Origin of the sequence: Pseudomonas sp. NPDC012596, assembly GCF_042902325.1 — a bacterium.
In the GTDB taxonomy this organism is placed as follows: Bacteria; Pseudomonadota; Gammaproteobacteria; order Pseudomonadales; family Pseudomonadaceae; genus Aquipseudomonas.
Genome location: NZ_JBIBEB010000003.1, coordinates 185953 through 211104, shown reverse-complemented (window position 1 = coordinate 211104; position 25152 = coordinate 185953). Strand labels below are relative to the sequence as shown.

Genomic DNA, 25152 nt, shown 5'->3' with positions numbered 1-25152 from the left:
CTGAGGAAAATAACAATGAACGGCTCACCATTTGGTATGTTATTTGTTGCATCTGACATTGATGCAGTGCATGAACTTGAATTCAACCGCTGGTACGACGAGGAGCATCTTCCGGACCGTGCATCGATGGCCGGAGTGATCAAGGCAACACGCTTTAGATCCTCATCCGATTCTCCCAAATACCTCGCGCTGTATTGGGCAGAGGGCATCTCTGCCTTCGACTGCCCGGAATATGCGCAGGCGTTCAAGTACCAGTCTGTCTGGTCCAGGAAAATGCTTCCGCTCATGCAGAACCCCACCCGTCGCATCGGTGAAGCTTTTGGGCAATTTGACCAGCCTGGAGGGGAGTGGGTGGCAGTCGTCGCAGCAGCCGAAGCAACTGAACCTCGCTCGCTGAACACGCTTCATTCAGCACTTGCCGAGATCCCAGGGTACATCCAGAGCTACGCTATAAGTCCCGTGCCAGCGCTGAGCTTGCCGTTGCCCCAGGAAGCCGGCAACCCGCGGCCGATGGCTCCCATACTCATCGTGGAATGCGCCAGCGAAAGTGCGGCGCGACAGGCTGCCGAAACCAGCCTGATCCATTTGCGCCCCGGTAGCACTCGTTTTGGCGTGTATCAGAGCCTGAGCAAGGACTCGGTCGGGGAGGTGCATTGATGAACACTTCGATCGCATCCGTGGATCAGTCAGGACCCATCAGCACCGAAAATCCTGGCAAGCGCGCTGACATCAGGCGACTCGCCGCTGCCAGCTCGATCGGGACTACGCTCGAATGGTATGACTTCACGGTCTATAACCTGATGGCGGCGCTGGTCTTCAACGTCATCTTCTTCCCTTCGTTCGACCCGTTGGCCGGTACCGTCATTGCGTTCTCCACCTACGCGGTGGGCTATATCTCGCGCCCTCTGGGCGGGATTGTCTTCGGCAGCCTGGGCGACAAGCTCGGCCGGCGCTGGGTGTTGGTGGCAACACTGATCCTGATGGGCACGGTGACCGGGCTGATGGGGTTGTTACCTACCTATGAAACCTGGGGTATTTGGAGCCCAATCCTGCTGGTCCTGCTGCGTTTCCTGCAAGGGGCGGCTATTGGTGGGGAGTGGGCCGGGTCGGTACTGTTGTCCATGGAGCATGGCGAAGATCGCCATCGTGGTCGGAATGCTTCATTCACACAGGTAGGGCCGGCCTGCGGAACCCTGTTGGGCGCCGGGTTCATCGCCTTGATCACTTTCGTCATGACGCCAGAAACGTTCCAGGAATGGGGCTGGCGTATTCCATTCCTGTCCAGTGTGCTGTTGGTGATGCTCGGTTTCTGGCTGCGTCGTGGTGTAGATGAAACGCCGGTATTCAAATCGATGGAGGCGAAGGAAGCCAAAGTCGACGCACCGGTGCGGGAAGTGTTCGTTGGGCACTGGCGGCGGTTGCTGGTCGCAGGCGGCGCACGTATCGGCTCGGACATCGTCTACGCGTTGCTGGTGGTATTCACGCTCGCTTATGTGACTAACGTCCTGCACTTACCTCGCTCTACTGCGCTGACTGCCACGATTATCGGTTCCGTGTTCCATGCCGTCAGTGTTCCGCTGTTCGGCATGCTCTCCGACCGAGTGGGACGCCGGCCGGTTTACGCGTTGGGAGCTGTGCTATCGATTGGTTGGGGGTTCGTGTTCTTCGTCTTGCTGGATACCGCATCCCCCGTGCTCATCTGCCTGGCAGTCATTGTCGGCATGATCTTCCAGGCAATGATGTTCGGCCCCCAGGCTGCTTTCGTTACCGAGCAATTCCCTACTCGCGTCAGGTATGCCGGATCGTCGTTGGCCTATACCTTGGCCGGCATTGTCGGAAGCGGACTGGCCCCACTGGTTATCACGGGGATATTCAAGGTCTACGAGTCTTCCTTCGCAGTCAGCCTCTATATCGCCGGCGGGCTGATCATCACCTTGATAGCGCTTGCATTCGCGCGTGAAACCGCGAAGAAACCGTTGGAAGAATAATCCGAAATAGACAGGCAACTTCCTGATGCCCAATTGGGTTACCTGTCAAGCCTTCGCTGTGGGATCAAGCCATGCGAGATATAGACATTATTGAAACGCCTGCCGCCGAATTACTGTTTAGCCCGTCAGGGTGTGGTGCAGTGCTTGTTGATAGTTCCCTGTCGGTGTTTTCGCCAAGCGTGCAAAGAAAGTTTTTTTCACTGGCCCGCGCACTGGAAACTGATCAACAGATCACTGAATTGGTGCTTGGGGTGAACAATCTGTTGGTCATGTTTGACCCGCTCGTTAGTTCACCTTCGACGATTGAGCAACTGATTCAGAGCCTTTGGCTGTATCCCGACGCGCTTCCTTCCACCCCCAGGGTTATGGAAATACCGGTGATCTACGGCGGTGAAGCCGGTGAGGACCTGGCCATGCTCGCCGAGCACGCGGGGCTCAGCATTGATCAGTGGATCAACTATCACAGTAACGCGACCTACGAGGTGGCGTGTGTCGGCTCCATGCCCGGCTTCGCCTACCTGACCGGGCTACCCGCTGAACTGGCGAAACCCAGAAGAGCGTCGCCGCGGGCACAGCTCGCCAAAGGTACTGTGATTATTGGTGGGGCGCAGGCCGGTGTAATGCCATGCACCGCACCCTCAGGCTGGCACGCGATAGGGCGCACTGACGTCGATCTGTTCGACATTCAAAGACAGCAGCCATGCCTGCTGTTGCCCGGCGATCAAGTCCGGTTCCTGGTTCGGGAGGTCGCGTCATGATCGAAGTACTGAGTGGTGGTGCGCTGAACCTGGTCCAGGATCTCGGGCGCTCGGGGTGCATGGCGATGGGGGTTAGCCGCAGTGGCGCCATGGATGCGCCCGCGCTGATGATTGCTAACTGGCTGGTTGGCAACCTGGAAAACGCTGCAGGTCTTGAAGTGAACATCTTTCCGTTCCGTTTCAAGGCAGAGCGCGAGTTACTCGTCAGTTGCACCGGTGCACACTGCGCACTGAAGGTAGATGGGTATCCCGTACCCAGTTGGACTTGCCTGGAGATCAGGGCTGGCCAACAGGTTGTGGTTGAGCGCCCACGCTTGGGTGTCAGGGCTTATCTTGCGTTTTCAGGTGGTGTTGACGCACCGGTGCAATTGGGTTCCCGTGCGACAGATCTGAAAGCGGGGTTCGGCGGTCATGAAGGGCGGGGCCTCAATCGTGGTGACCGTCTTCAACTGTTGCCCCAAAGCCTTTCGTTAGCAGGACGTGCCATCCTGCCCCTTGAGCGGGTGCAGCATGCAGAGGCTATGCGCGGCCAGCAGGTGACGGTGCGGGCGATCGCTGCAGCTCAGGCTGACGACTTTTCCTCCACTTCATTGGACGCGTTCTATTCCACTCCCTACGAAGTCACTGCGCAGTCCAACCGGGTCGGTTACCGCCTCCAGGGCCAACCCCTGCATACAGTTCGACCCATCGAATTGCTCTCTCATGGCATTGCGCCGGGCACTGTCCAGGTGCCGCCGGCAGGGCAACCCATCGTGCAACTGGCAGAAGCCAATACCTGTGGCGGCTATCCAAAGATCGCCACGGTGCTTGATTGCGACCTATGGCGCCTTGCCCAAGCAGGCGTCGGCTGCAGCATCCATTTCAAGCCCGTCACTGTAGCCGAGGGCATCGAAGCCCTTGCCCGGCACCGAGCGGCACTCGCAAACATTCAGCGACACCTGGGCGTCAGCTCATCAGCCTGATTCGAGGAACAGACAATGAACAACAAAACTTTACGCATTGATATCAACTCGGACATGGGCGAAGGCTTCGGCCCCTGGAAAATGGGTGACGATGACGCCATCCTCGATATCGTCACCTCTGCTAATGTCGCCTGCGGACTGCATGCCGGCGACCCTGAGATCATGGCTACCACCTTCGCCCAGGCCAAAGCCAAGGGCGTAGCAGTGGGAGCCCATCCCGGTTTCCCAGACCTGTGGGGTTTCGGTCGAAGAGTGATTCCGCACACGACCGGCGAAATTGAGCGTTTCGTTGCCTACCAGGTCGGTGCAGCTGTGGCGCTGTCCAGTTACGCCGGTCACCCCATCACGTTCGTCAAAGCCCATGGTGCGCTCGGGAATCTCACCCAAACGGACCCTGAGGTTGCCAAGGCGATCGCCAAGGCCGTCAAAGCCGTCGACCCCAAGCTCGTCTGCGTCACATTCGCGGGTGGACTCATGATTCCGATTGCCAATGATATGGGCCTCGAAACTCGTGCAGAGGTCTTCGCGGACCGTGCATATACCGAGGCGGGCCATCTGGTTCATCGCAAGGAGCCTGGTGCAGTGCTCCACGACGTGGAATTCGCCGCCCAGCGCATGCTGCGCATGGTTCAGGCAGGCGGCATCGAAACGGTGAGCGGACGCATGCTTCCAGTTCATATCGACACCATCTGTGTGCACAGCGATACGCCAGGTGCAATCAGCATGGCACGGGTACTACGCAAGACCTTGGAGTTGGCCGCCGTCCAGGTTTGTGCTTTCGCTGAGGGATCCCGCTGATGGACAAACCCCTTGTCGAACGGCTCGTCAGCCTGCTCGAAAACAGCGCATTGAGTGAAATCGAATACTCGGCAGACGGCACCCGTATTCGGTTGGTCAAAGAGTCGGGGCGGACGGTGCCCCTGCAGCCTCGCCCACCTCAAGCGCAGTCATCAATGGCAACGCCGACACGCCAATCGAGTTGGACCATTGATGCCGGATTGACTGGCATTTTCTACCGCGCCCCTTCGCCGGATGAGTCCGCTTTCGTGGATGTTGGCACTGTCATTGAGGAAGGCCAGCAGGTAGGAATCATTGAGGCGATGAAGATGCTAAACGTGCTCGAAAGCGAGCGCAGCGGGCGTGTGGTGCGCATCTTGGTAGAGGACGGTGCTTCGGTAGAGGCAGGGACGCCGCTGATAGAGCTGCAATCGATGGAGGACGCCCATGTTTGACTCAGTCTTGATCGCCAACCGAGGCGAGATCGCCTTGAGAATCCTGCGTGCTTGCCGGGCATTGCAAATTCGGACTATTGCCGTGCATTCCTCGGCAGACGCCGATCTGCGCCATGTGCAATTGGCCGATCAGGCACTGTGTATTGGCCCCGCCGCCTCGGCTCAAAGTTACTTGGATATCGGCCGCCTGCTGGAGGCCGCCGAGCTAACCGGTGCGGGCGCCATCCACCCCGGCTACGGCTTTTTGTCTGAGCGTGCCGATTTTGCCGAGGCTGTAGAACGCTCCGGTCGAGTGTACATCGGCCCCACCGCTGCAGCCATTCGCCTGATGGGCGATAAGGTCAGTGCCAAGAAGGCCATGCTGGAATCCGGCGTGCCTTGCGTGCCCGGCTCGGACGGCGCTCTGCCTGGCGACCCACACGCGGTGGCTGACATAGCCCGAGATGTGGGGTATCCGCTGATTGTGAAGGCAGCAGGTGGTGGAGGCGGGCGGGGAATGCGCATCGTCCGCGAGCCAAGCCAGTTGGCTCAGGCGGTGGTCACCACGCGGGAAGAAGCCAATCGTGCGTTTGGTAACCCGGCCCTTTACATCGAACGTTTTCTCGAAAACCCTCGGCATATCGAAATCCAGATCCTGGCAGACGGATTCGGCAATGCGGTATGGCTTGGTGAGCGTGACTGTTCCATGCAACGGCGGCATCAGAAGGTGATCGAAGAGTCTCCTGCCCCCGGTGTTTCACGAGAGGCGATCGCAGAGATCGGGCAACGCTGCGTCGACGCCTGCGTGCACATTGGCTATCGCGGCGCGGGCACTTTCGAGTTTCTCTACGAAGACGGGGCTTTCTACTTCATCGAGATGAATACCCGAATCCAGGTCGAGCATCCGGTGACTGAGTTGGTGACCGGTATCGATCTGGTGGTGGAGCAGTTGCGAATCGCCCGGGGGGAGCCTCTGTCGTTCGGCCAGAAGGATGTCGCCGTGACCGGGCACGCGATCGAGTGTCGCATCAACGCCGAGGATCCATGGCGGTTCACGCCGGCACCGGGCACAGTTGACCATTGGCTTGCGCCTGGCGGCCCGGGAGTTCGTGTCGAGTCCCACTTGTATTCAGGGTACCGAGTACCGGCCCACTACGACTCGCTGGTGGCCAAGATACTTACGTATGGCAGCAACCGCGAGGAGGCCGTCAGCAGGATGCGCCAGGCACTAGAAGAAACCGTGCTGGAGGGGATTTCATGCACCATTCCACTGCACAGACGGTTGATGGATGAACCTGGGTTCACAGCTGGCGGCTACAACATCCATCACCTGGAACATCTTTTCGAACAAGGCTTTGGTCAGTCTGCGGAGATCCCTCATGAGCGTTGAAGAACTCGCGGTACTGATTGAGCAGTTGCAGGGGCGAGGTATTGCGAGATGTGAGTACGAAACTGAGCAGGGGTCAGTGCTTCTGGTCTTCGCGTCACAATCCCGTACATCTGTCGTGGAACCGGTTCAACTGCCTGTCCTGGGTCGCCAGGATACTTTAGTCGAGGCTCCGAAGGCCGGCCGGTTCTTGTCTTCCCATCCTTTGCAGGGCGTCGCTCTGGCGGCCGTTGGCGAACCTGTCGAGGCGGGTGCAATCATCGGCTTCATTCAGGTTGGGGAGTCCCTTCAACCCGTCAAAGTGAAAGCCGCCGGCGTCATGGTCGGCTATTGCCCGGTCGACGGCGAGCTTGTCGGCTACGGGGCGCCAATCGCAAGGCTGATCCCTTCCTAAGGGAATGCCAGCAAGCGCACGACCTTATTGTGCGCACTCCCTCCCGCGGTATTCATCTATTCAAGAAGAAGAGGTCGCTGCATGCGTGCACATTGGCCCGTGGTACCTGCTGTCCTGTGTTTGACCTTTGCAACGGACCTGAGAGCCGCTGGCTTTCTCGAAGACAGCCGGGCAAACGTTGACTTCAGAAACCTGTATTTCGATCGAGACTTTCGCCAGCCTGGAGGTAATACTGCAGACGGTCACAGCCAAGCACGGGAATGGGGTCAAGCCGCCGTTCTGACACTCCAATCCGGATTTACCCAAGGCGCGTTTGGGCTGGGGGTCGATGGCGTCGCCATGACCGGCCTCAACCTCGATTCCAGCCCAGATCGTGCAGGCACCGGTATGTTCCCAACTGAGCGTGACGGCAGTTCGGATGATGAATTCAGCCGACTGGGCGCGAGCTTCAAATTGAAGTACTCCAGGACGCTTGTTCGCTCGGGCGTCATGGCCTTTCGTAAGCCCGTGCTTCAAAGCGCCGACTCTCGGCTGCTACCTGGGCTGTTCAAAGCCACCACGCTGGAATCCAGTGAGCTGGCGGGCCTCACCCTTCAGGCTGCACGCGTGACCAAAACGATGGGTTTGGATTCATCTAACTGGGAGCGGCTGACCAGCCGCTATGGCGGGCGCAGCGAGGATTTCACCCTGTACGGAGCGGATTACGCGCTGAATGACAAAAGCCAAGTCCGGGCTTATTACGGAAAGCTGGACGGCATTTACCAACACACGCTGGCCAATTACCAAGGGCGCGTCGATTTCACGGCGGATCGACACCTCTCTTTCGATTTGCGCTGGGCGAAGGCGGGGGAGATAGAGGACTTTCGCGACATCGACAACAGGGCAGTGGGCGCCTTGGTAGGGTTCCGCCAGAAGCACCACACACTGAGTCTGGGCTTCCAGAAGATGAGCGGGCACGATGCTTATCCGTACGTAAACGGAACCGATCCCTACCTTGTTAACTTCGTTCAGATCCTGCAGTTCTCCAATGCTGGAGAGCGTTCATGGCAGTTGCGCTACGATCTGGATCTGGCCGCATGGGGTGTTCCTGGGTTGAGCTTCATGAGCCGATACGTCCGGGGCGACCAAGTACAGCTTTCGAGTGGCGGCGAGGGACGAGAATGGGAGCGTAATAGTGAGGTCACCTATGTCATTCAGGGCGGCTCATGGAAAAACGCCTCAATTAAATGGCGCAACGCCACTGTCCGCTCAACCTTTGGTAATGATATCGACGAAAACCGCCTCGTGATCAGCTACCCACTGAGCCTGTTCTGATGGATCATCGATTCTTAGATCGAACGCCCCGCTTGGTAGCGGGGCTATCCGCCGGATCGAGTTCGTGGGGAATCAATGAATACGCGTTTCATCGAGGCGTTCTTACAGATTGCAAGGCTGAAAAGCTTCAGAGCAGCGGCCGAGCATCTGCACCTGACCCAAGCTGCCATATCCAACCGGATCGCTTCGCTTGAAGAAGAGATCGGTGCTCGGTTGTTTGAGCGGGAAACACGAGAGCTCAAGTTGACTGCGGTCGGCTCGCGGCTGGTCGACTATGGCGAGCGCATGCTGGATTTGGAACAAGAGATCCGCCATCTGGGTCGGCCCAGTCACGAAGTTTTGGGGTTAGTGCGCATCGGTGCGGTAGACAGCGTGGTGCATACTTGGCTGATTGCCTTCCTGAAGTGCCTGCAGTCGACTTACCCGGGTATCGAGGTTCAGCTAGCCTCGGAAACCAGCGCCGGTGTTCATAAGGCATTACGTGATGGGGTGATCGATATCGCCCTGCAGACGCATCCTATCGAAGGTGACGGTATCACCAGCATTCCCTGCCTCTCGATTGCCACAGGGTGGATAGTCAGCAACCAGGCGATGATCAGTGCCCAGCAACCCATTCTGGATTTGCTGGGGCAGCCGACCATCACCATGAGCCAGAACTCACAACCCCATCTGGTCCTTAAAGAGCTTTACCGCAGGTTCAGCCTCCCGGTCGGCAAGACGCACCATGTCAGTTCGATATCCGCACTGGTGCAACTGGTTCAGGCTGGTTTTGGCAACGCGTTTGTTCCTCTTGCGCCGGTGCGCTATGCCATCGAGTCGGGTCAAGTGAGGCTGGTGGACTGCGGGCTGGCAATCCCCAACCAGCCCTTGGTTGTAAGCTATACCCAAGCGCACTCGTCCGAGGCTATTCGATTGGTAGCAGAGCTTGCGTGCCGTGAATGCGATCAATACGTACGAGCCTTGGTGCCTCCGTACGCTGCTACCTGACGTTGACGAACTCATGCAGCGCTATTCAAACAGGGTGATAGACCGCAAGCTCTCGGAACGCGCGGCGTGCATCACCGAAGAAGCTCCTGAGGCAGTGGTACGCATCGGTGGACCTGGGATTGGAGAGAGCAGGATGTCGAAATCTTGCCACTCGACCCAGCTAAGGGGGGCACTGCGCGCGGCAAACCAAGGCAAAGCCGATCAACTGTGGTCCATTTCCAGGCAAAGGAAACCCCGACACATGATGCCGAGGTCTTTTTTCAATTGTTCCCAATCACCCTCGCCGGAGGCTTCGGCGGCAGAGCCAAGCCCCAGGAATCGTGCCAGTGCGGCATAGGTGATCGAAAAGCACGCCTCTACCGCATGGGGCGGATTCGGATGGCGGATATCAGCGCAGCACTCCAGCAATAGGCTCTGAAAACCATGGGCAGCTTTCAGATAGCTGGCTTTGCCGCAATTGGCGACGTGCTTGTCCGATGCGCGGCCCATCAGCGGGCGCAGCAGGTTGGCATGGGTCTTGAGGTGTTCGGCAAGCATCTCCACCACTGCAGGCACACGCTTGTCGAGTGGCAGCTCGCGCGCGCGTATGGCGCTTAAGAGGGTGGCCCACTCCGCATCGATTTCGGCAAGTACATTGGTCATTACCGCCAGAAACAGATCATCCTTGCCTTGAAAACGCGCGTAGATTGACCCCACCGAGACCCCTGAGAGCTTACTGATCGCGCCGATGGTGAGCTGCTCAAACGTGCCATCGCGTAGTAACTCACGTGAAGCGGCCATCAGGCGCTCAAGGGAGGCTCGACTGCGGTCTTGTTTGGGTTGCTTGGCGCCAGGCGCAATGGACATGGATCTGCCTCTGGTTGGAAATGAAACGCTGATTTTAACTGCTGCAAGAAAGATTGTGTCGCGAAGGTCATACATTAGCGGGCATCTGGACGTGTTGACGAGCTTTGGACGAGCTGCTATTTTCTGCAAATAGAACGTGCATTCTATTTAAGTGGATTGCTCACGCATAACAAGAAAAGGTAATTCTTCCATGGCTCGCATGACCATCCTCCATCCCTGTCTCTCGCGGCTGTCAAATGACGGCTTGTTTTCGGTGCTGCAGACGTTGGCGCACGTGTTCTGAGATCTTCCCTGGCACCGTACTTCAGGTCTAATTTCGACAATTATCTAGAATCAGAATTCCGATTCAATAATAAGAAGGGTTTTTCTATGCGTTTTTCAGTGTTCCTTGTAGGCCGCTCCACCGCCGCAGAAGACGACAAGGCGGTCATGGACGCGTTGATCGATCACGCCTGTCAGGCAGAAACCCTGGGTTTCGACGCGGTTTTCATGCCCGATCACCACTTCACGGGCTACGCACCGATGTCCAGTGACCCGTTCATGTTCGCCGCGTATCTGGCCAGTCGGCTCAAACGCGTGCACTTTGGCATGTCTGTTACCACTGTGCCGTTGCATCACCCGGTGCGTTTTGCCGAACGTGTCAACCTGCTCGATCAGTTGACCGGGGGCCGCCTGCTGGTAGGTATCGGCAGCGGTACTACACCTGAAGAGATGATCGGTTTTGGCGTGAACTACAAGGAAGCATCGGCTCTCTTGCAGGAAAACCTCGACTTGGTGCAACGGCTTTGGGACAAGCGCGTCGAAGATGAGCCGATTACCTTCGAGACCAGCCATTACAAAGGGGCAGTGGTACAGCGCATCGTACCTACGGCGTTCCAGCGGCCGTTCAATCGCATCATGCCAGTGGCACTGCGTGAAACCAGCATGCAGCGCGCCGCTGATATGGGCTGGCCGGCGTTTATCCCTGCATTCACTCCTCCGGTACCCGCCAGCGCCGAGCCCTTCGAGCACCTTAGTCGGTACTTCACGCGCTACCGCGACGCCCTGGAGGCCGCCGGGCATACCCAGCAGGTGGTTGACCATTGCTTGTCCTGGACCACTCACACCTACCAATGCGTGCACATCGCAGAAACCGATGAACAGGCCGAGCAAGAGCTTCAGATAATCCTCAAGGCATACAAGCGCGCGATCGACCGCGAGTATGAATTCAACAAGCGAGCCGAGCAGATCAGCGGCGTTGAGTTGCATCCACACCCCGATTGCTTCAGCCGTGAATGGATCAAGACATGGTGCCTGCACGGTAGCCCGGAAACCGTTGCTGCAGAGCTGGAAAAGCACCGTCAGCTGGGTATCGGCAACGTGCTGATGGGCTTCACCAATGGCCCCCTCACGCAAGAGCGAGTGCGCTATGGCCGTCAGTCCATGGAGCTGTTTGCCAAACACGTCATGCCTCGTTTTCAGTGACCGCCGGAGCCCTTTCCCATGACAGAAGCCAATACTCTTAAACCATTGAAACAAGGGCCACTGATCGTCGGTATCGGCGGCACTACCCGTTCCGGCTCAAGCACCGAGCGCGCGCTTGCCTTTGCCTTGCAGCATGCCAGGCAATGCGGTGCCCGCACCCTCATGTTCGGCGGCGCCGAGCTTGCACAGCTGCCGGCATTCAACCCCGAGGATAATACCCGCAGCGCTGGACAGTTGGCGCTGATCGAAGCCGTGCGCCAGGCAGACGGCATTATCCTCGCCACACCTGGCTACCATGGTGGTGTCTCGGGGCTGGTAAAAAATGCGCTGGACCTTCTCGAAGATCTGCGTGACGACACCCGTGTGTACTTCGACGGGCGTGCGGTAGGCTGCATCGTCACCGCCGCCGGCTGGCAGGGTTGCAATACAACGTTGGGAGCCTTGCGTTCGATCGTCCATGCGATGCGCGGCTGGCCTACGCCATTGGGCGTGACGTTGAATACCGCCGGCGTAAAGCTGTTCGACACCAGTGGCAGCTGCACTGATGAGCGGGTCACCCAAGCGTTGCAACTGGTGGCCGAACAGGCGTTGGCAGCCCCTGTACGGGTTGTGGCTGCGGAGCTTGAAAATGCCTGGTGAGGATCTCGCCGAAAAGCTGATGTTCACCGCCGGTGCCGACATGTGGTCGACCTGCACGGATCAGCAATGGGGGCTGAGCGCGTTGCGCATGGCCGATGGCCCGATGGGCGTCACAGGTGGCCGGGTAGACGAGCGCGATGTCGCCCTATTGACCCCGTGTGGCTTGGCGTTAGCGGCTTCGTGGGACGCCGAGCTGGTACAACGTGTTGGTCAGGTGATTGCCGAAGAGGCCGTGCGCATGGGCGTTCAGGCGGTGCTGGCACCCAACCTGAATTTAATGCGCAGCCCGCTGGCCGGTAGAGCATTTGAGCTGTTCGGCGAAGACCCGCTGTTGATTGCACAACTGGGTTGGGCCTGGGCGCAGGGCGTGCAGCAAGAAGGCGTTGCCGCAGTAATCAAGCACGTGGTGTGCAATGACTCCGAAACCGACCGGCGCAGCATGAATGCGGTGGTCGATGAACAGGCGTTGCGCGATGTCTACTTCAAGCCCTTTGAATATGCTGCGCGCCACGGTGCATGGGCAATGCTCACGGGTTACAACCGGGTCAATGGTCGGGCGTGTGCCGAGCATGAACAGGTGCTGCGCAAGTGGCTGAAGGGCGACCTGGGTTGGGACGGCTTGGTTATGTCGGACTGGTTCGGTACGCAGGATGGCATCGTCAGCTTGAATAACGGTCTGGACCTGGAGATGCCTGGACCAGGCCGACACATGGGGGCTGCGCTGCTGGGTAACCCTAGCCTTCATGCCGTGGACGAAGCGCGTCTGGACGATGCAATCGAACGTCTGCGCAGACTGACCGCACGGGCACAACCGACACAGGCACCTGACCGCTCGGCAGCGGCTACTGACAGGCGCCTGCAAGTACTCGAAGAGGCGGCTGCAGCGGGCATGGTATTGCTGCGTAATGAGGGCGATCTGCTGCCCTTGGAGTCTGACTCAAAAGGGCTGCTCGCGGTGATTGGGCCTAATGCGATCCGGCCGTGCTATCAGGGCGGGACCTTTGCCAAGGTCGCCTTGGCCGACGATGTGGTTTCGCCGCTCGAGGCCCTCACTCAGGCGTTGGCGGGCACTGGCAAACGAGTCATTTATGCCCAGGGTGCTGCAGCTGAGCACCGTATACCGCCGATCACTGAACTTGATTTGTCGTGTGGGGAAGGCCAGCCAGGCTTGTTGGTTGAGTTTTTCGCCCCCGGCGCTGCTCAACCTTGCCACCGCGAAATCCGCCATGCGAGTTCGCTGGTCTGGTTTAAGGACATGCCGGGTATAGGGCCGCTGTTGACCCTGAAAGACCAGGCGCAAGTGACGGTAAACACTCGCTTCGTTGCCCCGCGCAGCGGTGAATATCGCTTTTACTGGGGCGGGACCGGGCGCGTGCAGCTGACGCTCGATGGTGCGTTGCTGGGCACCTTCGATGGTGCTAATGCCGAAGGCGACATAATGGGCAAATTGATGCAGGCGCCCCATACGACGGCGGCATTCAACCTGGAGCAGGGGCAAGCAATCAGTCTGAGTTTGACCATGGACATTGCCCGCAGTCTTGCCCACGGTCTATGGCTAGGCTGCCAGGTGCCAGAGCCTGGCGACCTTCTTTCGCAGGCGATTGCGTTGGCGGAAGAGGCCGACCACGTTCTGCTGGTGGTCGGCGAAACGGCAGACGCCGGGCTTGAGAGCGTCGACCGCTCCAGTACCCATTTGCCTGCCGCGCAGGAAGAATTGATCCGCCGGGTCTGCGCTGTGAACAACCGTACGACGGTGGTACTCAATGTCGCCCATCCGGTCGATATGGAGTGCCTCCAGGATGCCGCGGCGATCATCGTTGTCTGGTATCCAGGGCAGCAGTTTGGGCCCGCGCTGGCCAGCGTGGTATTTGGCGAGCGTGAACCGGGAGGGCGCCTGCCGGTGACCTTCGCCCGAGATGAAGCCGACTATCCGGTCTGGTCGCTGACCCCTGCTGCCAATGGCGACCTTGCTTATCACGAAGGCTGGTGGGTGGGCTATCGCAGCTTTATCGCACGTGATACTCATCCGGCATTCAGCTTTGGCTATGGGCTTGGCTATGCCCGTTTCGCCTACAGCCCTGGCGCTGTTCACGGCAATTGGGTGGATCAACTGGTGATCTCGCTGACGGTGCGCAATATCAGCGCGCGGGCGGGCAAGGAGGTGGTCCAGTTGTATCTGCTGGAGCCATCAGCCGCCGATGAACCTGCACGCCTGTCGCTTAAAGCCTTCGCTGCGGTGTTCGTGCAAGCCGGGGCCGAGCAGGAGGTTCGCCTCACGCTGCAGGCCGATGCGTTCTCCCGCTGGGACAGCCGTGCCAACCGCAGTGTATTGATCGCAGGGCGTTATCAACTGCAGATCGGACACGCCGTCGATGACGCGTTGATTCAGTACAGCCTGGCGGTGGGGCACAAGGGGGATGTTGAAGTACTTCACGATTGATCATTGATTCAAGCCTTTGTGTGATCCACAACAAAAACAAAAGGCACCTCAAGTGTGCCAGGAGTCGATCATGTCCAATGCGGTCTCTAGCAGCAAGGGTTCATCAGCCGAGCGTAAAGCTGGCGCGGCCCAAGCGCTGATACTGGTCTTTACCACGCAACTGCCGATCATGGGATTGCTGTCGCTGATCCCCATCGTTCCATTGTTGTTCGAACAGTTTGGTAGCCATCATGAAGCGCGCTTCTTGATTCCGCTGCTAATCACCGCGCCCAGCGCCTGCATCGCATTGCTCTCGCCGCTGGCGGGGTGGTTGGCCGACCGCCTGGGCAGGCGCCGTCTGTTGCTCGCTGCGGTGTTTGGCTATGGCATCTGCGGGTTCGCTCCGTACTTTTTGCATGACCTCACCTCGATTATCATCAGCCGCTTTGGCCTGGGGATCACCGAGGCAGTCATCATGACCGTGGCAAACACCCTGATGGGCGACTTCTATCCGCCCGAGCCGCGGCGTAAGTGGCTGGCTGTGCAAAGTGCGGTGGGCTCCCTATCAGGCACGACGTTGATGTTCCTCGGCGGAGTACTCGGAGGCTATGGCTGGCAAGGGCCTTTCCTGCTTTACCTGCTGGCGTTCCCGATCTTTGCAATGTTGCTGTTTTTTACCTGGGAGCCGGTTGCCCATCGCGAGCCTTCAGGTTTTGCCGGCGCAGCTTGCTTTCCGGCGCGGAAAATGGGCGTCATTGCCTTGGTCACGCTGTTTTGTGCGGTGCTGTATTACGTTGAAGTGTTGCAGGTCAGTCAGATGTTCCACCTGCTCGGCTTGACCAGCACAGCAGATATTGGCATGGCTGGCGCGATTGCCGGGTTGGGTGTGCCGCTGGGCGCGCTGCTGTTCGCGAAGCTGTCGAAACAGGACATCCACGTTCATGTATTCACGGTGTTTACCCTGTTTGCCATAGGCCTGGTTGGGCTTGGCCAAGCCAGTACCATACCTTGGGCCGTTGGCGCAGCGTTTGTTGCGCAGGTGGGTTGCGGCATGCTGATCCCCGCGCTGATCAACTGGTGCCTGGGCAGCCTGAGTGCACAACACCGCGGCCGTGGGGTGGGTATCTGGACGGGCGCATTCTTTATCGGTCAGTTCGTCAGCCCGTTTGCAGTCACTCTGCTGGCCTCTGCGTTCGGCGGTCTGGCGACAGCAATTGTCGCCATGGGTGGAGTTGCGTCGGTTGCGCTACTGGTTGTCTGGTTTATCCCACGAAACCTGCGCCACACCTCTACGCAGACCGGCTGATTCAAAACACTGTCCTCCACTGCCTGGCTACAGGCGGTGCGGGCTTCTGCGCGCCTGAAACCTTGATCTATCAAAAACAATAAAGGATGGAGCTATGCAGTTCTCGAAGATGCTGTTTGCCTTGCTGTGCGTTGCAACCTCTCCTGTGGCGCTAGCCGTGACCCCGATGGCGGCCGAAAGCAGAACCGGCCCGGGTAACCTGCCACAAAGTGCCTTGCCTGCCGCAGCGGATGGCTGTCAGGACTTCGCCAAATTCATGCCACGCACCGAAGCGGTGCTTCATCAGACACAACCCTGCGAGACGATCGCTCCCGAATTGTTCGGATTGCGTTCGACGCTGGCCGAAAACGGTATGGGGCTGGCGCTGAATGTGCAGCCGAACTTCCGTTACGACGTACTCGGCCACAATGAAAAACCACAGTTGTATAACGGACAGAACCCAACCTACCGGCAATCGACAACCTTCAAGTTGACCTACGACCTGACCCGCATGGGGTGGGGTGGCGATGCCCAGTTTGTACTGGGCGGCACCTGGGAGTCCGGGAGTTACAAGTCAGGCAACCCCAACTTCGCGACGATGTCCAGCTTCGCTGTCAATCAGCGCTTCTACGATGGCCGACTGGAGCTTCAATACGGCTACTACAACTTGATCCGTGAATACTACGGGATGGTCTTGGGTGGTAACTCTTCTGCGGCAGCACTTGGCCCGACCAGTGTGATTCCGGTGCAACTTGGCTTGTCACTGTTTACCCCAAGCCCGGCGATTACAGTCGGCATCAAGGACCCGAGCAAGCGTTGGTACAACCGCGCGTCTGTGGCACGGAGTGCTAGCCCCAACCGCTTTCAGTACGACCTGGACGAGAACCCAAGCGGTTTTGAAATCAAGGTCAAAGGTTCTCGCGCACTGCTGGTGGACGAGGTCGGTTACAAAATCGATGCGGGGGCTAATCGGCCAGCGTTCTGGGCGAGGGCAGGGGCGATTTACAACACCAGTCACTACAGCGACATGCGTAACGGCGGCATGACCGATAACAATTACGGTGGCTATGCGGCCGTTACGCATCAACTGACGCAGCCGAACAAGGCTGGCCCCCGAGGCCTGTATCTGGACGCCAAGATCAACTATGCCCCAGAGGACCGCAACCTCTACACCAAGGACTTCCAGCTCACGGCCTTCTACATCGGTCCATTCGATACTCGCCAGCGTGACATGGCGTCGATTGGTTTTACCCGGAGCTACTTCAGCACGTACGCGCACGATGCGGTAGAGGCGGGGGGAGGCGATGCCGAGCGCACGTCGACTGCCTTGTCCGTGTCCTATGCGGCACGTATGACCCGTGGGGTGTATTGGGTAAACGGTCTTACTTACCAGGAAGGCCCCACGTTCTCGCCAGCGCGCGATGACGCGCTGATCTTCCAAACGGGTCTGAACCTGAGTTTCTGAGGAGTCTGAATGAAGTTCACCCACATCCTGCTGTTGGCCGGACTGAGCATGCTTGGACCACTGGGCATCGACATGTACCTGCCTGCGATGCCGACCATCACCGAGCAAATGCGTGCTGCGTCTTGGCTCGTGCAGCTTTCGCTCAGTGCCTACCTGGTCGGGCTGGCAGCAATGATGTTGGTCTACGGAGCACTTTCCGATCGCGTCGGCCGGCGACCTGTCCTGCTGTGGTCTACGGCCGCTTTCAGCCTCTGCTCACTGGCGGTAGCATGTTCGCAGAATGCGGAGCAGCTGCTGCTGTTTCGCGTCTTGCAGGGCCTATCGGCCGGGGCCGGAGGTGTTGTCGGCCGCGCACTGATTCAGGATACGCTGCAAGGGCCGGCAGCCATGCGCGCCATGTCGCAGGTTATCATGGCGTTCGTACTGGCGCCCGCCATTGCCCCCCTATTAGGCGGTTATCTGCTCGACGCGCTGGGATGGCGCGCGGTGTTCCTGGCTCAGGCCGGGTTCGCTGCCGCGTTGTTCGCCTGGGCACTTGTGCAGCTCGGCGAAACGCTGCAGCCAGCGCATCGCGTACGGCTAGGTATGCGCGCCATGGGCCGCACTTACCTGGCGGTCGCCAGGGACGCGCAGTATCAGGCCATGGTTCTGGCCGGCAGCCTGACGTTCATGATCTTCTCACTCTACATCGGCGCCGCCGCCTGGTTTGTTCTGCAGGTACTGGCGTTGCAGGTGACCGAGTTCGGCTGGGTGTTCATTCCCCTGGTGGCAGGTGCCATGCTCGGCGCCGCTGTCAGTGCGCGGCAGGCCTCGCGCTGGTCACGCAGCAAGCAAATGCTGGTGGGCTATGGGCTGATGCTTACAGCCAGTGCTTGCAACTGCGCCTACTTCATTTGTACCGATTCGCCACAGGTGCCTTTCGCTGTACTGGCACTGGCGTTGGCGAGCTTGGCTTTTGCGCTGCTCAACCCATGCATCTGCCTGATGGCTGTGGAACGCCACGCCGGTTATAGAGGCATGGCCAATTCTCTGTTGTCGTTCGAGCAAACGCTTTTCTTTGCCGCGGTCACGGCATTTTTGTGCCCCGCCCTGGAGCCCAGTGCAACGGCCTTGGCGGCGGCGCTGTTCGTCGCGGTCCTTTTGAGTGGCGTGATCATGCTGCGTTCCGTGACATCTGAACGGACTGTCGAACACGTGGCAGGCACCCCCTCATGACCGTTCAGTCTTTCTGCAAAGTTACAGGGAGCTTCTTGAAATGAAATTGGCAACGCTTCGAGATGGCAGTCGCGATGGCTGTCTGCATTTGATTTCCCGAGACCTCACACAAATGGTATGCGCCGCAGATATCGCACCCACGCTGCAAGCAGCAATCGAGCGTTGGCGCACTGTAAGCTTTGCCCTGGAGAAGCGCTATGAAGCTTTGAATGCTGGCCAGCTGGTGCATGCACTGGCCTTCGACCCACACCAGGCGATGGCACCATTGCCGCGGGCCTGGCAGTGGCTAGACGGCTCGTGTTTTCTGAATCATGTCGACCTCATGCAGCGCGCATATCAACTCGAACCGCTGGATGGCATCGAGTCCATACCGTTGATGTACCAAGGGGCTGGGGATGACTTTCTGGGGGCGACGGATGATCTGGCACTGCCAAGCGACGCGCATGGCATCGACTTTGAAGGCGAGTTTGGCGTGCTGGTAGATGAAGTGCCGATGGGCTGTTCGGCCGATCAGGCGCTCGGTCATATCCGCCTGTTGGTCCAGCTCAACGACGTGAGTTTGCGCGCGCTAGGGCCGCGCGAAATGAAAACCGGCTTTGGCTTTGTGCAAGCCAAGTCGTCCTCCAGCTTTGCTCCGGTGGCGGTTACCCCTGACGAGCTGGGTGACGCCTGGCACGAGGGCAGGGTGCACTTGCCATTGAGCGTGGAGTGGAACGGCGAATGGTTCGGCCACCCCCACGGTGGCGCTATGAATTTCGGCTTTCATGAACTGATCGCTCATGCTGCGCTGACTCGGCGCTTGAGCGCAGGCACTGTGCTCGGCTCCGGTACGGTATCCAATGCCGATCGCAATGTCGGCTCGGCATGTATTGCCGAGCGCCGCGCCATGGAGATGCTGGAGCAGGGTGCGGCACGGACGCCGTTCATGCGCTTCGGCGACCGGGTGCGCATGGAGGCAAGAGACCTGCAAGGGCAGGCCTTGTTTGGCGCGATTGATCAGCGTGTGGTGCGCGCCGGTATTTGACTGAGCACTGCCAACCCTCAACTCATTTTTCAAGGACTCAGCGCATGACGCTTCCAGGCAAACGACGCCTCGTCGACCTCTCCGTGACGTTGGATAACAACCCGTACACCGACCCGCCGCCGTTACTACCGCACATCGACTATATGGACCATCAGCAGGGATGGCCGGAAATGGCGGCGATGTTCCCCGGCCTAACCCTGGAGCAGTTGCCCGGCAATGAGTCCTGGGCGGCAGAGCGGCTGACCCTTACCACGCACAGCGGCACTCACATGGATGCGCCATGGCATTATGCGTCGACCACCGACGGCGGCAAGCCAGCTTTCGGTATCGATGAACTGCCCTTGGACTGGTGCTTGCAAGCTGGCGTGAAACTGGACTTTCGTCACTTGCCGGATGGGCATGTGGTAACTGCAGCGCAAGTTGAGGCAGAGCTGCTGCGTATCGAGCATGACTTGCAGCCGTTGGACATCGTGTTGGTCAACACCCGCGCAGGTGAATTGTTTGGACAACCCGGTTATCTGGACGCCGGGGTCGGTATGGGGCGTGAGGCCACGCTCTATCTGCTCGATCGAGGCGTCAAGGTGGTGGGCACCGACGCCTGGAGCTGGGACGCGCCGTTCAAATACACCCGTGAACGGTTCGCTGAAAGCGGTGACGCCTCGTTGATCTGGGAAGGGCACAAGGTAGGTCGGGATATCGGTTACGGCCAGATGGAAAAACTTGCAAATCTTGCGGCGTTGCCAGCCAAAGGCTTTCTCGTTTCGTGCTTTCCCTACAAGATCAAGCATGCTTCGGCAGGTTTCGTAAGGGCGGTAGCGATTTTCGAACAGTGATGAGCGGGCCCTGCAAAAGGGCGCCAGCTTTGATTCTGGGACATAAAAAAGGGCTAAGTCTGGGATACAGACTTAGCCCTTTGTCGTTATGTGCGATCAATGCTTGGGTGGCGGCCCCCCTGGCGCCCATTTTTCCTGGTGACTGAACAGGAAGTACTGCGAGTTGTCGGCACCCGGCAGCGCCTCGCGCGCAGCCCAGTCGTCATCATGCAGGTCCATATCCGCGTCGTACTCTACGTGGCAGCCCAGGGGGCTATTGAAATACCAGAACCAGTTCGACCCCAACTGATGACGTCCCGGGCCCCAGAACGACTCATAGCCTTTCTTGACGAAACGGCTACCGGCTAGTAGCACTTCAGTCGGGCCGCCCAAGTGGAAGGTGAAATGTTCGATACCCTTCAGGAAGGGTGGGGTCTGGATCAGGAACAAGGTGTGGTGATCGAGTGTGCCAGCAGGCCGTAGGAACGGCCCCACCCCTGTGAATCGGTCAGTGCAGACGAAACCGAGTCGAGCATAGAACGCCTCCGCCTTGGCGTAGTCGGGCACGAAGTACACGACATGCGACAGGCTTCGCGGGAGAGCTTCGATCGCGTCGGTGGCTCCCAGGTCGTTGACTGGACGGCCACTCTGCGCCCCCGGCGCATTACTGATCTCGCCGGGGAGCTGCAGTGCTTGACGACGAGTGATCTGAAAGCCCAGCGCAAAGCCCATGTCGTCCACGGCTCGCAGTACCCCATCTTCACCGCGGACAACGACACGGTCCTTGCTCAACTCGGCTTCGATGGCTTGCAAGGCTTGTTCGTCGGCGACCCCATAGACGGTTTCGCGAAGCATAGTGGAGGTTTCCATGGGCGCTGGCAGACGCCCGTCACTGCGGTGACGGACAAGCACACCGGTGCCGTCCAGCGCCTCCAGGTAACCACCATGCTGATCTACATCGACGGGCTTGAGGCCGTAGTCGGTCAGGTACTTGACACACTGCTGGACGTCGTCCACGCCAAACACCAGGTAATCGGGTCCAATGATGTTCATGATTGTCTCTCTTCTGTCAGGCCGTGCGGCCGCCAAGGGTCTGGGCAACCCAGTCAGCAATGAAGTGTCCCGCGTTTATGGAGTTGTCGAAGCTCGAATGCTGTACGCCGCCTTCGCGCGCGGTGAAAATCTTCAACTCGCGCTTGGGGCTGTTCACCAACTGCTCGAAGGTGCGGTACGCCCACTTGACTGGGATCTGCGAGTCCTGCTCGCCATGGGTCACCAAAAACGGCACCTTGATCCGCTCGACTACACCGTCGAGATGAACGTTTTCAGCGATGCTCATGAATTCATCGATGTCTTTACCGCCCCAGACCCAGCGCACGTGATCCCAGTAATGTGGCACGGGGAAGTCGCCTTCTCGCTCCAGGCGACGCTGCTGCACGTCTCGCCAATCGTGGTTGGCGCCCCAGACCACGCCGCAGGCAAAACGGGGCTCGAAGGCGACGATCCTCGGGCAGTAGTAACCGCCTAGAGAAACGCCTTCGCAGCCAATGCGCTGGGTATCTACATCGTCACGCGTCTCGAGCCAGTCGAACACGCGGCTGCCCCAATGTTCAGCGTCGTAGCGCGCTTTGAGGCCATGCAAACGGAGCGCCTCGCCGGTCCCGGGTTGGTCGAGTATGAGCGAGGCCACACCACGCTTGGCCAGCCAGGCTGGTAGCCCAACTCGATATTTCATCTCTTTTACGGAGTCCAGGCCATTGAGCTGTACCAGCAAGGGGGCACGCCCGGTTACACCTTCGGCGCGTACAAGTAACCCAGATAGCACCCCATCTGCATAAGGAATCTCGACACGTTCGCAGTTCTCTCTCGACAGATCGACGCCGCGGGCGAAGGTGTCCAGAAACCGTTGGTAGAGGGCAAGCCTACCGGGGGTGTTGTGCGCTTGCAGGCGCTCGCATGTCAGGTAATAGATGGCCGCTCTATTGTACTTTTCACCGGCAGACAACCTTCGGCCCAAGGCAAGGTCCTCGCTTGCGAGGTCGCACAGCTTGTCTGCCATTTTCGACCACGTTTCGCGAAACGCCTGGGTACCTGCTGCGTCCGGCTGCTTCGCGGCGTCCTGCAGGGGTTCGCACATTTCGACGATTTCGCCGATACGGGCACCCATTTCCAAGGCAAGATCCACTGACAAGTTCCACGCGTAGTTCGTGGGGAAGTATCGGAACATGATTATTGTTTTCCTCTCGGAGCTAAACGACTAACAACGCGCGTTCAACAGGTGCTGGTAGCTGATGCCCAGGAAGCGCGGGCTTCCCACGCTCACCCCCAAGGTGCAGGTTTGAGTGATGCGCTGCCACTGAGCTAATCCTGGAATGCCAATACTAGAATCACAATTCTGATTTAGCCAGCTTTTTAGGTTTTAATCGCTGTTTACACCGTGCTTTGCTGGACAGCGGGCAACCGTACCGAGGGCAGCTGCCGATGCGCTCTGCTTCCAATTTGGGCTTGCTAAACGTCCCATGCCTGGCTGTGTAAGATCACATCGAGGTGCGGAGGGGGGGCAACCTGCAGCGCAAGCAGGAGGTAGATCGACAACAGGTGATCGTTGACGCCAGCGCCGCAGGCATTTGTTAGCCGCGTGTGTGGTCGCATGGTGGTACCGCAAGGGAGTGCTGACCTGTTCTTCGACGCTGCCAACCGTGAATAGGGCAGCTGTGAGGTTCGATGCTAGGGCCGCCCAAAGCCCTAGCACACCAAGGCTTAGTAACGTATCAGCTTGATCTTAGCGATACCGAAGCGATCCGGAGGGACCAGTCGCAAGCGTTGATCACCGTTCAATACGCGGCCTGCGACCCACTTGCCCGCTTGGAAGCTACCTTCCTCGACGCGAGAAATCTCTACAGACTCCTGACTGCCTTGCTTGGGTTTGAACTCCAAATAAAGATCACGGCCCACGATCAGAAATTCGTCGCTACCTGTTTCAATGATCAAGCCGCTGGGACGCAGGTCGCTACTGTCGGGAGCAACGCTCGAGTCAGCTTGCTGTTTCTTGGCTCTGCGATCCACTGGCGGAGGGACCCCCATGTCACGCAATTTAGTCAATAGGCTTTCATGTTGGCCTTTAACCGTAATGGTGTAATTATCGAACGTGAATTGTTCCTGGCTGGTGGGTTCGAGCGCGAAACCGCGAATTTTATTGTCCGCCTGTGCACGCGCAATCACTTCTGTCATTGGGCCTAACAGTCCGTAAACCTCTGCGATTTCGTTGCCGAGAAACCCGTCCTCAATGCCGAAAGGTGAAAAACCGACGCCCCGATAGAGGCCGATCGTTTTGAATAAATTGCCCACGATAAATCGTGCCTCGGGGACGAACAGCATATTGTCGGAAGTTGTGTATTGGCTGGCCCATGCATCGAAGTCATCTACGTAGATGTCGGGTGACAGCCAGTCAAGCTGGGGTGTCGCAGCGGTCCAAATATTCATTACCTGCGGCACCGGCCCCCCGGAAGGGTACGTGCCTGCGCTGTCCTGTGGAGCTTGTGGGCCCAGCCAGGCGTTGGCATACATCGGCAGTGGAAGTTGTTTCTTGCCCGCAGCGGCGACTGTATCGACAGACCGAGCCTGGTGCCACGCCATGAAAATTTCATCTCCCCTCATGTCGTCACCAAATACTTCAGGCCACGTGCCGGTAGTCCGGTAACCCTGCTTGGCCCATGCCTCCTTGATAAACGGCGATAGGGCTTGCTTGTTGTGTTCAAGGTGAGCCATCAATTCGCTTGGCACCTCACGCTTCCAGGCCTCTTCAGCTTCCGGTGAACGCTCACGGCTATCGCCGAGCAGCCCCGTTTCGTTTTGCACCTGAACGGCGATGACTGTGTGTTGTTTGTCATGTGTCGCAAGAAACTTCAGCACTTGAGCGAACGCGTTGGCGTCGGCGTCGAGCGTCGATTGGCTGAAAATGCTGAGTACCGGCAATTCACCTTGTTTTTGCTGCAGGCCGGGCGAGCCGATACCGGTGCGAGGGAACCTCTTGGGATCAGCCCGCACCCAGTCAGGGGCATAGGTCGAGCGCGCATTTTTCTTGCTACCGAACCACAATAGTACTATCCGCATGCCTCTGGCCTGAGCCTGAGCTAAGTGATCCTTGATTAAAGCGAAGTCAAAACGCCCCTCCTCAGGCTCAGTCAACTCCCAGTAGATGGGGATGATTGCAGTGTTGACGTTGAGGGCCTCCATTTTGTCCCAGGTGGCTTTCATATACTGAGTGTTTGAAGCCGAGGAGTTATGCACCTCACCGGCAAGTGCGATGTAGGGGCGATCATCGACCATGAGCTGAAATAGTCCATTGTTACGACGTACTTCAGGGATCGGCGAGTCTTTCGCATAGGCGCTTCCCAAGCTCATTATGGCGGCCAGTATCAGCCAACTCATGCCCTGCCAAAGCGGAAATCTCGTGCCTTTGTACATCAAAACGTCCTCATTATTTTTGTTAGGTGCAGCGCGTTGCTATCCAGCGCGCCCGTGCTAATAGAACTATTGTTCGCGTAATAAACCCTTTGCAGAAGGTTAATTCGATGAGCATGGTAATTAACTAGAACGACGATTCTATAAATCGCACGCTAGCATTGGACGCGGAGGGCGTCAATCGTAAAGCACTGGCGAACGCATGGGATACGAATGGGGGGCAGCAGCACCAGGATTGTCGACGATGAAGTGAATCGTCATAACCCCGGCGCGCGTGGGACTGGTAACGCGAACACCGTGCTCCTCCATGGCAGAGCGGACGGCCAAGGCGAGTTCGATTGCTGCGGGTTGCGGCTGGTCCTCCGCTTGTTCCCGATCGTAGATGACGGAAACATCGATAACGCGTACTGACAAGGTGCCGGCCTCATACTCGCCCCATGCCTCGCACACAGCTTCCATTGCGCAGATGTCGACACACTCGACATCCAGAACCAACGAGCGTTTGCCCCGGTACCGGC

At 58.4% G+C, this 25152-nt stretch carries 23 protein-coding genes; 18 read left to right on the top strand and 5 right to left on the bottom strand.

Going from position 1 to position 25152, the window contains the following annotated elements; genetic code table 11:
* Positions 1 to 15 precede the first annotated feature (15 nt).
* The 10 genes from ACFY68_RS05590 (at position 16) to ACFY68_RS05545 (ending at position 9001) form a co-directional block, all read left to right on the top strand.
* Complete coding sequence (locus ACFY68_RS05590) at positions 16 to 657, top strand: hypothetical protein (protein ID WP_387524237.1); 642 nt, start codon at positions 16 to 18, stop codon at positions 655 to 657.
* Positions 657 to 1988, top strand: coding sequence for an MFS transporter (locus tag ACFY68_RS05585; protein WP_387524235.1), 1332 nt, complete (start codon positions 657 to 659; stop codon positions 1986 to 1988). The genes ACFY68_RS05590 and ACFY68_RS05585 overlap by 1 nt, the downstream gene beginning before the upstream one ends.
* Before the next feature lie 71 nt (positions 1989 to 2059).
* A complete protein-coding gene (gene pxpB, locus ACFY68_RS05580; protein WP_387524232.1) occupies positions 2060 to 2746 on the top strand; it encodes a 5-oxoprolinase subunit PxpB in 687 nt (228 codons plus the stop codon).
* Positions 2743 to 3708 (top strand): biotin-dependent carboxyltransferase family protein, encoded by a 966-nt coding sequence (locus ACFY68_RS05575; protein ID WP_387524229.1) that lies wholly within the window; start codon positions 2743 to 2745, stop codon positions 3706 to 3708. The genes pxpB and ACFY68_RS05575 overlap by 4 nt, the downstream gene beginning before the upstream one ends.
* Before the next feature lie 15 nt (positions 3709 to 3723).
* On the top strand, positions 3724 to 4506 hold the full coding sequence (locus ACFY68_RS05570; RefSeq protein ID WP_387524226.1) for a LamB/YcsF family protein: 783 nt from the start codon (positions 3724 to 3726) through the stop codon (positions 4504 to 4506).
* A complete protein-coding gene (locus ACFY68_RS05565) occupies positions 4506 to 4940 on the top strand; it encodes an acetyl-CoA carboxylase biotin carboxyl carrier protein (protein WP_387524224.1) in 435 nt (144 codons plus the stop codon). Before ACFY68_RS05570 ends, ACFY68_RS05565 begins: the two co-directional genes overlap by 1 nt.
* Positions 4933 to 6309 carry an acetyl-CoA carboxylase biotin carboxylase subunit gene (gene accC, locus ACFY68_RS05560; RefSeq protein WP_387524221.1) on the top strand — a complete coding sequence of 459 codons (1377 nt, stop codon included), beginning with the start codon at positions 4933 to 4935 and terminating at the stop codon, positions 6307 to 6309. Before ACFY68_RS05565 ends, accC begins: the two co-directional genes overlap by 8 nt.
* The gene (locus tag ACFY68_RS05555) at positions 6299 to 6700 is read left to right on the top strand and encodes a hypothetical protein (RefSeq protein ID WP_387524218.1); all 402 of its coding nucleotides are present in this window, start codon (positions 6299 to 6301) and stop codon (positions 6698 to 6700) included. Before accC ends, ACFY68_RS05555 begins: the two co-directional genes overlap by 11 nt.
* A gap of 81 nt (positions 6701 to 6781) precedes the next feature.
* Positions 6782 to 8014 carry an OprD family porin gene (locus ACFY68_RS05550; protein WP_387524215.1) on the top strand — a complete coding sequence of 411 codons (1233 nt, stop codon included), beginning with the start codon at positions 6782 to 6784 and terminating at the stop codon, positions 8012 to 8014.
* A 75-nt stretch (positions 8015 to 8089) separates the two neighbouring features.
* Positions 8090 to 9001: a LysR family transcriptional regulator gene (locus ACFY68_RS05545; RefSeq protein ID WP_387524213.1), complete on the top strand. Its 912-nt coding sequence runs from the start codon at positions 8090 to 8092 to the stop codon at positions 8999 to 9001.
* A 201-nt stretch (positions 9002 to 9202) separates the two neighbouring features.
* Here ACFY68_RS05545 and ACFY68_RS05540 read toward each other — a convergent pair whose 3' ends face one another.
* Complete coding sequence (locus ACFY68_RS05540; protein WP_387524210.1) at positions 9203 to 9847, bottom strand: TetR/AcrR family transcriptional regulator; 645 nt, start codon at positions 9845 to 9847, stop codon at positions 9203 to 9205.
* Positions 9848 to 10216: 369 nt separating this feature from the next.
* On the opposite strand from ACFY68_RS05540, the gene ACFY68_RS05535 reads away from it, so the two are divergent.
* The 8 genes from ACFY68_RS05535 (at position 10217) to ACFY68_RS05500 (ending at position 20191) form a co-directional block, all read left to right on the top strand.
* The gene (locus tag ACFY68_RS05535) at positions 10217 to 11311 is read left to right on the top strand and encodes an LLM class flavin-dependent oxidoreductase (RefSeq protein ID WP_387524208.1); all 1095 of its coding nucleotides are present in this window, start codon (positions 10217 to 10219) and stop codon (positions 11309 to 11311) included.
* 18 nt (positions 11312 to 11329) lie between these two features.
* A complete protein-coding gene (locus ACFY68_RS05530; RefSeq protein ID WP_132845601.1) occupies positions 11330 to 11950 on the top strand; it encodes an NADPH-dependent FMN reductase in 621 nt (206 codons plus the stop codon).
* On the top strand, positions 11940 to 14390 hold the full coding sequence (locus ACFY68_RS05525) for a beta-glucosidase (protein WP_387524206.1): 2451 nt from the start codon (positions 11940 to 11942) through the stop codon (positions 14388 to 14390). Before ACFY68_RS05530 ends, ACFY68_RS05525 begins: the two co-directional genes overlap by 11 nt.
* A gap of 70 nt (positions 14391 to 14460) precedes the next feature.
* Complete coding sequence (locus tag ACFY68_RS05520; RefSeq protein ID WP_387524204.1) at positions 14461 to 15675, top strand: MFS transporter; 1215 nt, start codon at positions 14461 to 14463, stop codon at positions 15673 to 15675.
* A 94-nt stretch (positions 15676 to 15769) separates the two neighbouring features.
* Positions 15770 to 17119, top strand: coding sequence for a carbohydrate porin (locus tag ACFY68_RS05515; RefSeq protein ID WP_387524202.1), 1350 nt, complete (start codon positions 15770 to 15772; stop codon positions 17117 to 17119).
* A gap of 9 nt (positions 17120 to 17128) precedes the next feature.
* A complete protein-coding gene (locus tag ACFY68_RS05510) occupies positions 17129 to 18334 on the top strand; it encodes an MFS transporter (protein WP_279838989.1) in 1206 nt (401 codons plus the stop codon).
* A 40-nt stretch (positions 18335 to 18374) separates the two neighbouring features.
* Positions 18375 to 19358, top strand: coding sequence for a fumarylacetoacetate hydrolase family protein (locus tag ACFY68_RS05505; RefSeq protein WP_387524200.1), 984 nt, complete (start codon positions 18375 to 18377; stop codon positions 19356 to 19358).
* Positions 19359 to 19402: 44 nt separating this feature from the next.
* Positions 19403 to 20191: a cyclase family protein gene (locus tag ACFY68_RS05500; RefSeq protein ID WP_063424265.1), complete on the top strand. Its 789-nt coding sequence runs from the start codon at positions 19403 to 19405 to the stop codon at positions 20189 to 20191.
* A gap of 96 nt (positions 20192 to 20287) precedes the next feature.
* Here the strand turns inward: ACFY68_RS05500 and ACFY68_RS05495 are convergent, their stop codons facing one another.
* From ACFY68_RS05495 to ACFY68_RS05480, 4 genes are all read right to left on the bottom strand, one after another.
* Complete coding sequence (locus tag ACFY68_RS05495; protein WP_063424264.1) at positions 20288 to 21223, bottom strand: VOC family protein; 936 nt, start codon at positions 21221 to 21223, stop codon at positions 20288 to 20290.
* 16 nt (positions 21224 to 21239) lie between these two features.
* Positions 21240 to 22397: a S9 family peptidase gene (locus tag ACFY68_RS05490; protein ID WP_138736392.1), complete on the bottom strand. Its 1158-nt coding sequence runs from the start codon at positions 22395 to 22397 to the stop codon at positions 21240 to 21242.
* 533 nt (positions 22398 to 22930) lie between these two features.
* Positions 22931 to 24637: a DUF5597 domain-containing protein gene (locus ACFY68_RS05485; protein WP_387524195.1), complete on the bottom strand. Its 1707-nt coding sequence runs from the start codon at positions 24635 to 24637 to the stop codon at positions 22931 to 22933.
* A 174-nt stretch (positions 24638 to 24811) separates the two neighbouring features.
* The gene (locus ACFY68_RS05480) at positions 24812 to 25129 is read right to left on the bottom strand and encodes a hypothetical protein (protein ID WP_387524192.1); all 318 of its coding nucleotides are present in this window, start codon (positions 25127 to 25129) and stop codon (positions 24812 to 24814) included.
* Positions 25130 to 25152 lie beyond the last annotated feature (23 nt).

Bases quoted from the DNA above. Each gene is read 5' to 3' on its own strand.
- accC (WP_387524221.1), top strand. From the start codon at position 4,933: ATGTTTGACTCAGTCTTGATCGCCAACCGAGGCGAGATCGCCTTGAGA.
- ACFY68_RS05575 (WP_387524229.1), top strand. From the start codon at position 2,743: ATGATCGAAGTACTGAGTGGTGGTGCGCTGAACCTGGTCCAGGATCTC.
- ACFY68_RS05485 (WP_387524195.1), bottom strand. From the start codon at position 24,637: ATGTACAAAGGCACGAGATTTCCGCTTTGGCAGGGCATGAGTTGGCTG.
- ACFY68_RS05565 (WP_387524224.1), top strand. From the start codon at position 4,506: ATGGACAAACCCCTTGTCGAACGGCTCGTCAGCCTGCTCGAAAACAGC.
- ACFY68_RS05520 (WP_387524204.1), top strand. From the start codon at position 14,461: ATGTCCAATGCGGTCTCTAGCAGCAAGGGTTCATCAGCCGAGCGTAAA.
- ACFY68_RS05570 (WP_387524226.1), top strand. From the start codon at position 3,724: ATGAACAACAAAACTTTACGCATTGATATCAACTCGGACATGGGCGAA.
- ACFY68_RS05490 (WP_138736392.1), bottom strand. From the start codon at position 22,397: ATGTTCCGATACTTCCCCACGAACTACGCGTGGAACTTGTCAGTGGAT.
- ACFY68_RS05590 (WP_387524237.1), top strand. From the start codon at position 16: ATGAACGGCTCACCATTTGGTATGTTATTTGTTGCATCTGACATTGAT.
- ACFY68_RS05585 (WP_387524235.1), top strand. From the start codon at position 657: ATGAACACTTCGATCGCATCCGTGGATCAGTCAGGACCCATCAGCACC.
- ACFY68_RS05545 (WP_387524213.1), top strand. From the start codon at position 8,090: ATGAATACGCGTTTCATCGAGGCGTTCTTACAGATTGCAAGGCTGAAA.
- pxpB (WP_387524232.1), top strand. From the start codon at position 2,060: ATGCGAGATATAGACATTATTGAAACGCCTGCCGCCGAATTACTGTTT.
- ACFY68_RS05500 (WP_063424265.1), top strand. From the start codon at position 19,403: ATGACGCTTCCAGGCAAACGACGCCTCGTCGACCTCTCCGTGACGTTG.
- ACFY68_RS05510 (WP_279838989.1), top strand. From the start codon at position 17,129: ATGAAGTTCACCCACATCCTGCTGTTGGCCGGACTGAGCATGCTTGGA.
- ACFY68_RS05495 (WP_063424264.1), bottom strand. From the start codon at position 21,223: ATGAACATCATTGGACCCGATTACCTGGTGTTTGGCGTGGACGACGTC.
- ACFY68_RS05540 (WP_387524210.1), bottom strand. From the start codon at position 9,847: ATGTCCATTGCGCCTGGCGCCAAGCAACCCAAACAAGACCGCAGTCGA.
- ACFY68_RS05530 (WP_132845601.1), top strand. From the start codon at position 11,330: ATGACAGAAGCCAATACTCTTAAACCATTGAAACAAGGGCCACTGATC.
- ACFY68_RS05550 (WP_387524215.1), top strand. From the start codon at position 6,782: ATGCGTGCACATTGGCCCGTGGTACCTGCTGTCCTGTGTTTGACCTTT.
- ACFY68_RS05505 (WP_387524200.1), top strand. From the start codon at position 18,375: ATGAAATTGGCAACGCTTCGAGATGGCAGTCGCGATGGCTGTCTGCAT.
- ACFY68_RS05555 (WP_387524218.1), top strand. From the start codon at position 6,299: ATGAGCGTTGAAGAACTCGCGGTACTGATTGAGCAGTTGCAGGGGCGA.
- ACFY68_RS05525 (WP_387524206.1), top strand. From the start codon at position 11,940: ATGCCTGGTGAGGATCTCGCCGAAAAGCTGATGTTCACCGCCGGTGCC.
- ACFY68_RS05535 (WP_387524208.1), top strand. From the start codon at position 10,217: ATGCGTTTTTCAGTGTTCCTTGTAGGCCGCTCCACCGCCGCAGAAGAC.
- ACFY68_RS05515 (WP_387524202.1), top strand. From the start codon at position 15,770: ATGCAGTTCTCGAAGATGCTGTTTGCCTTGCTGTGCGTTGCAACCTCT.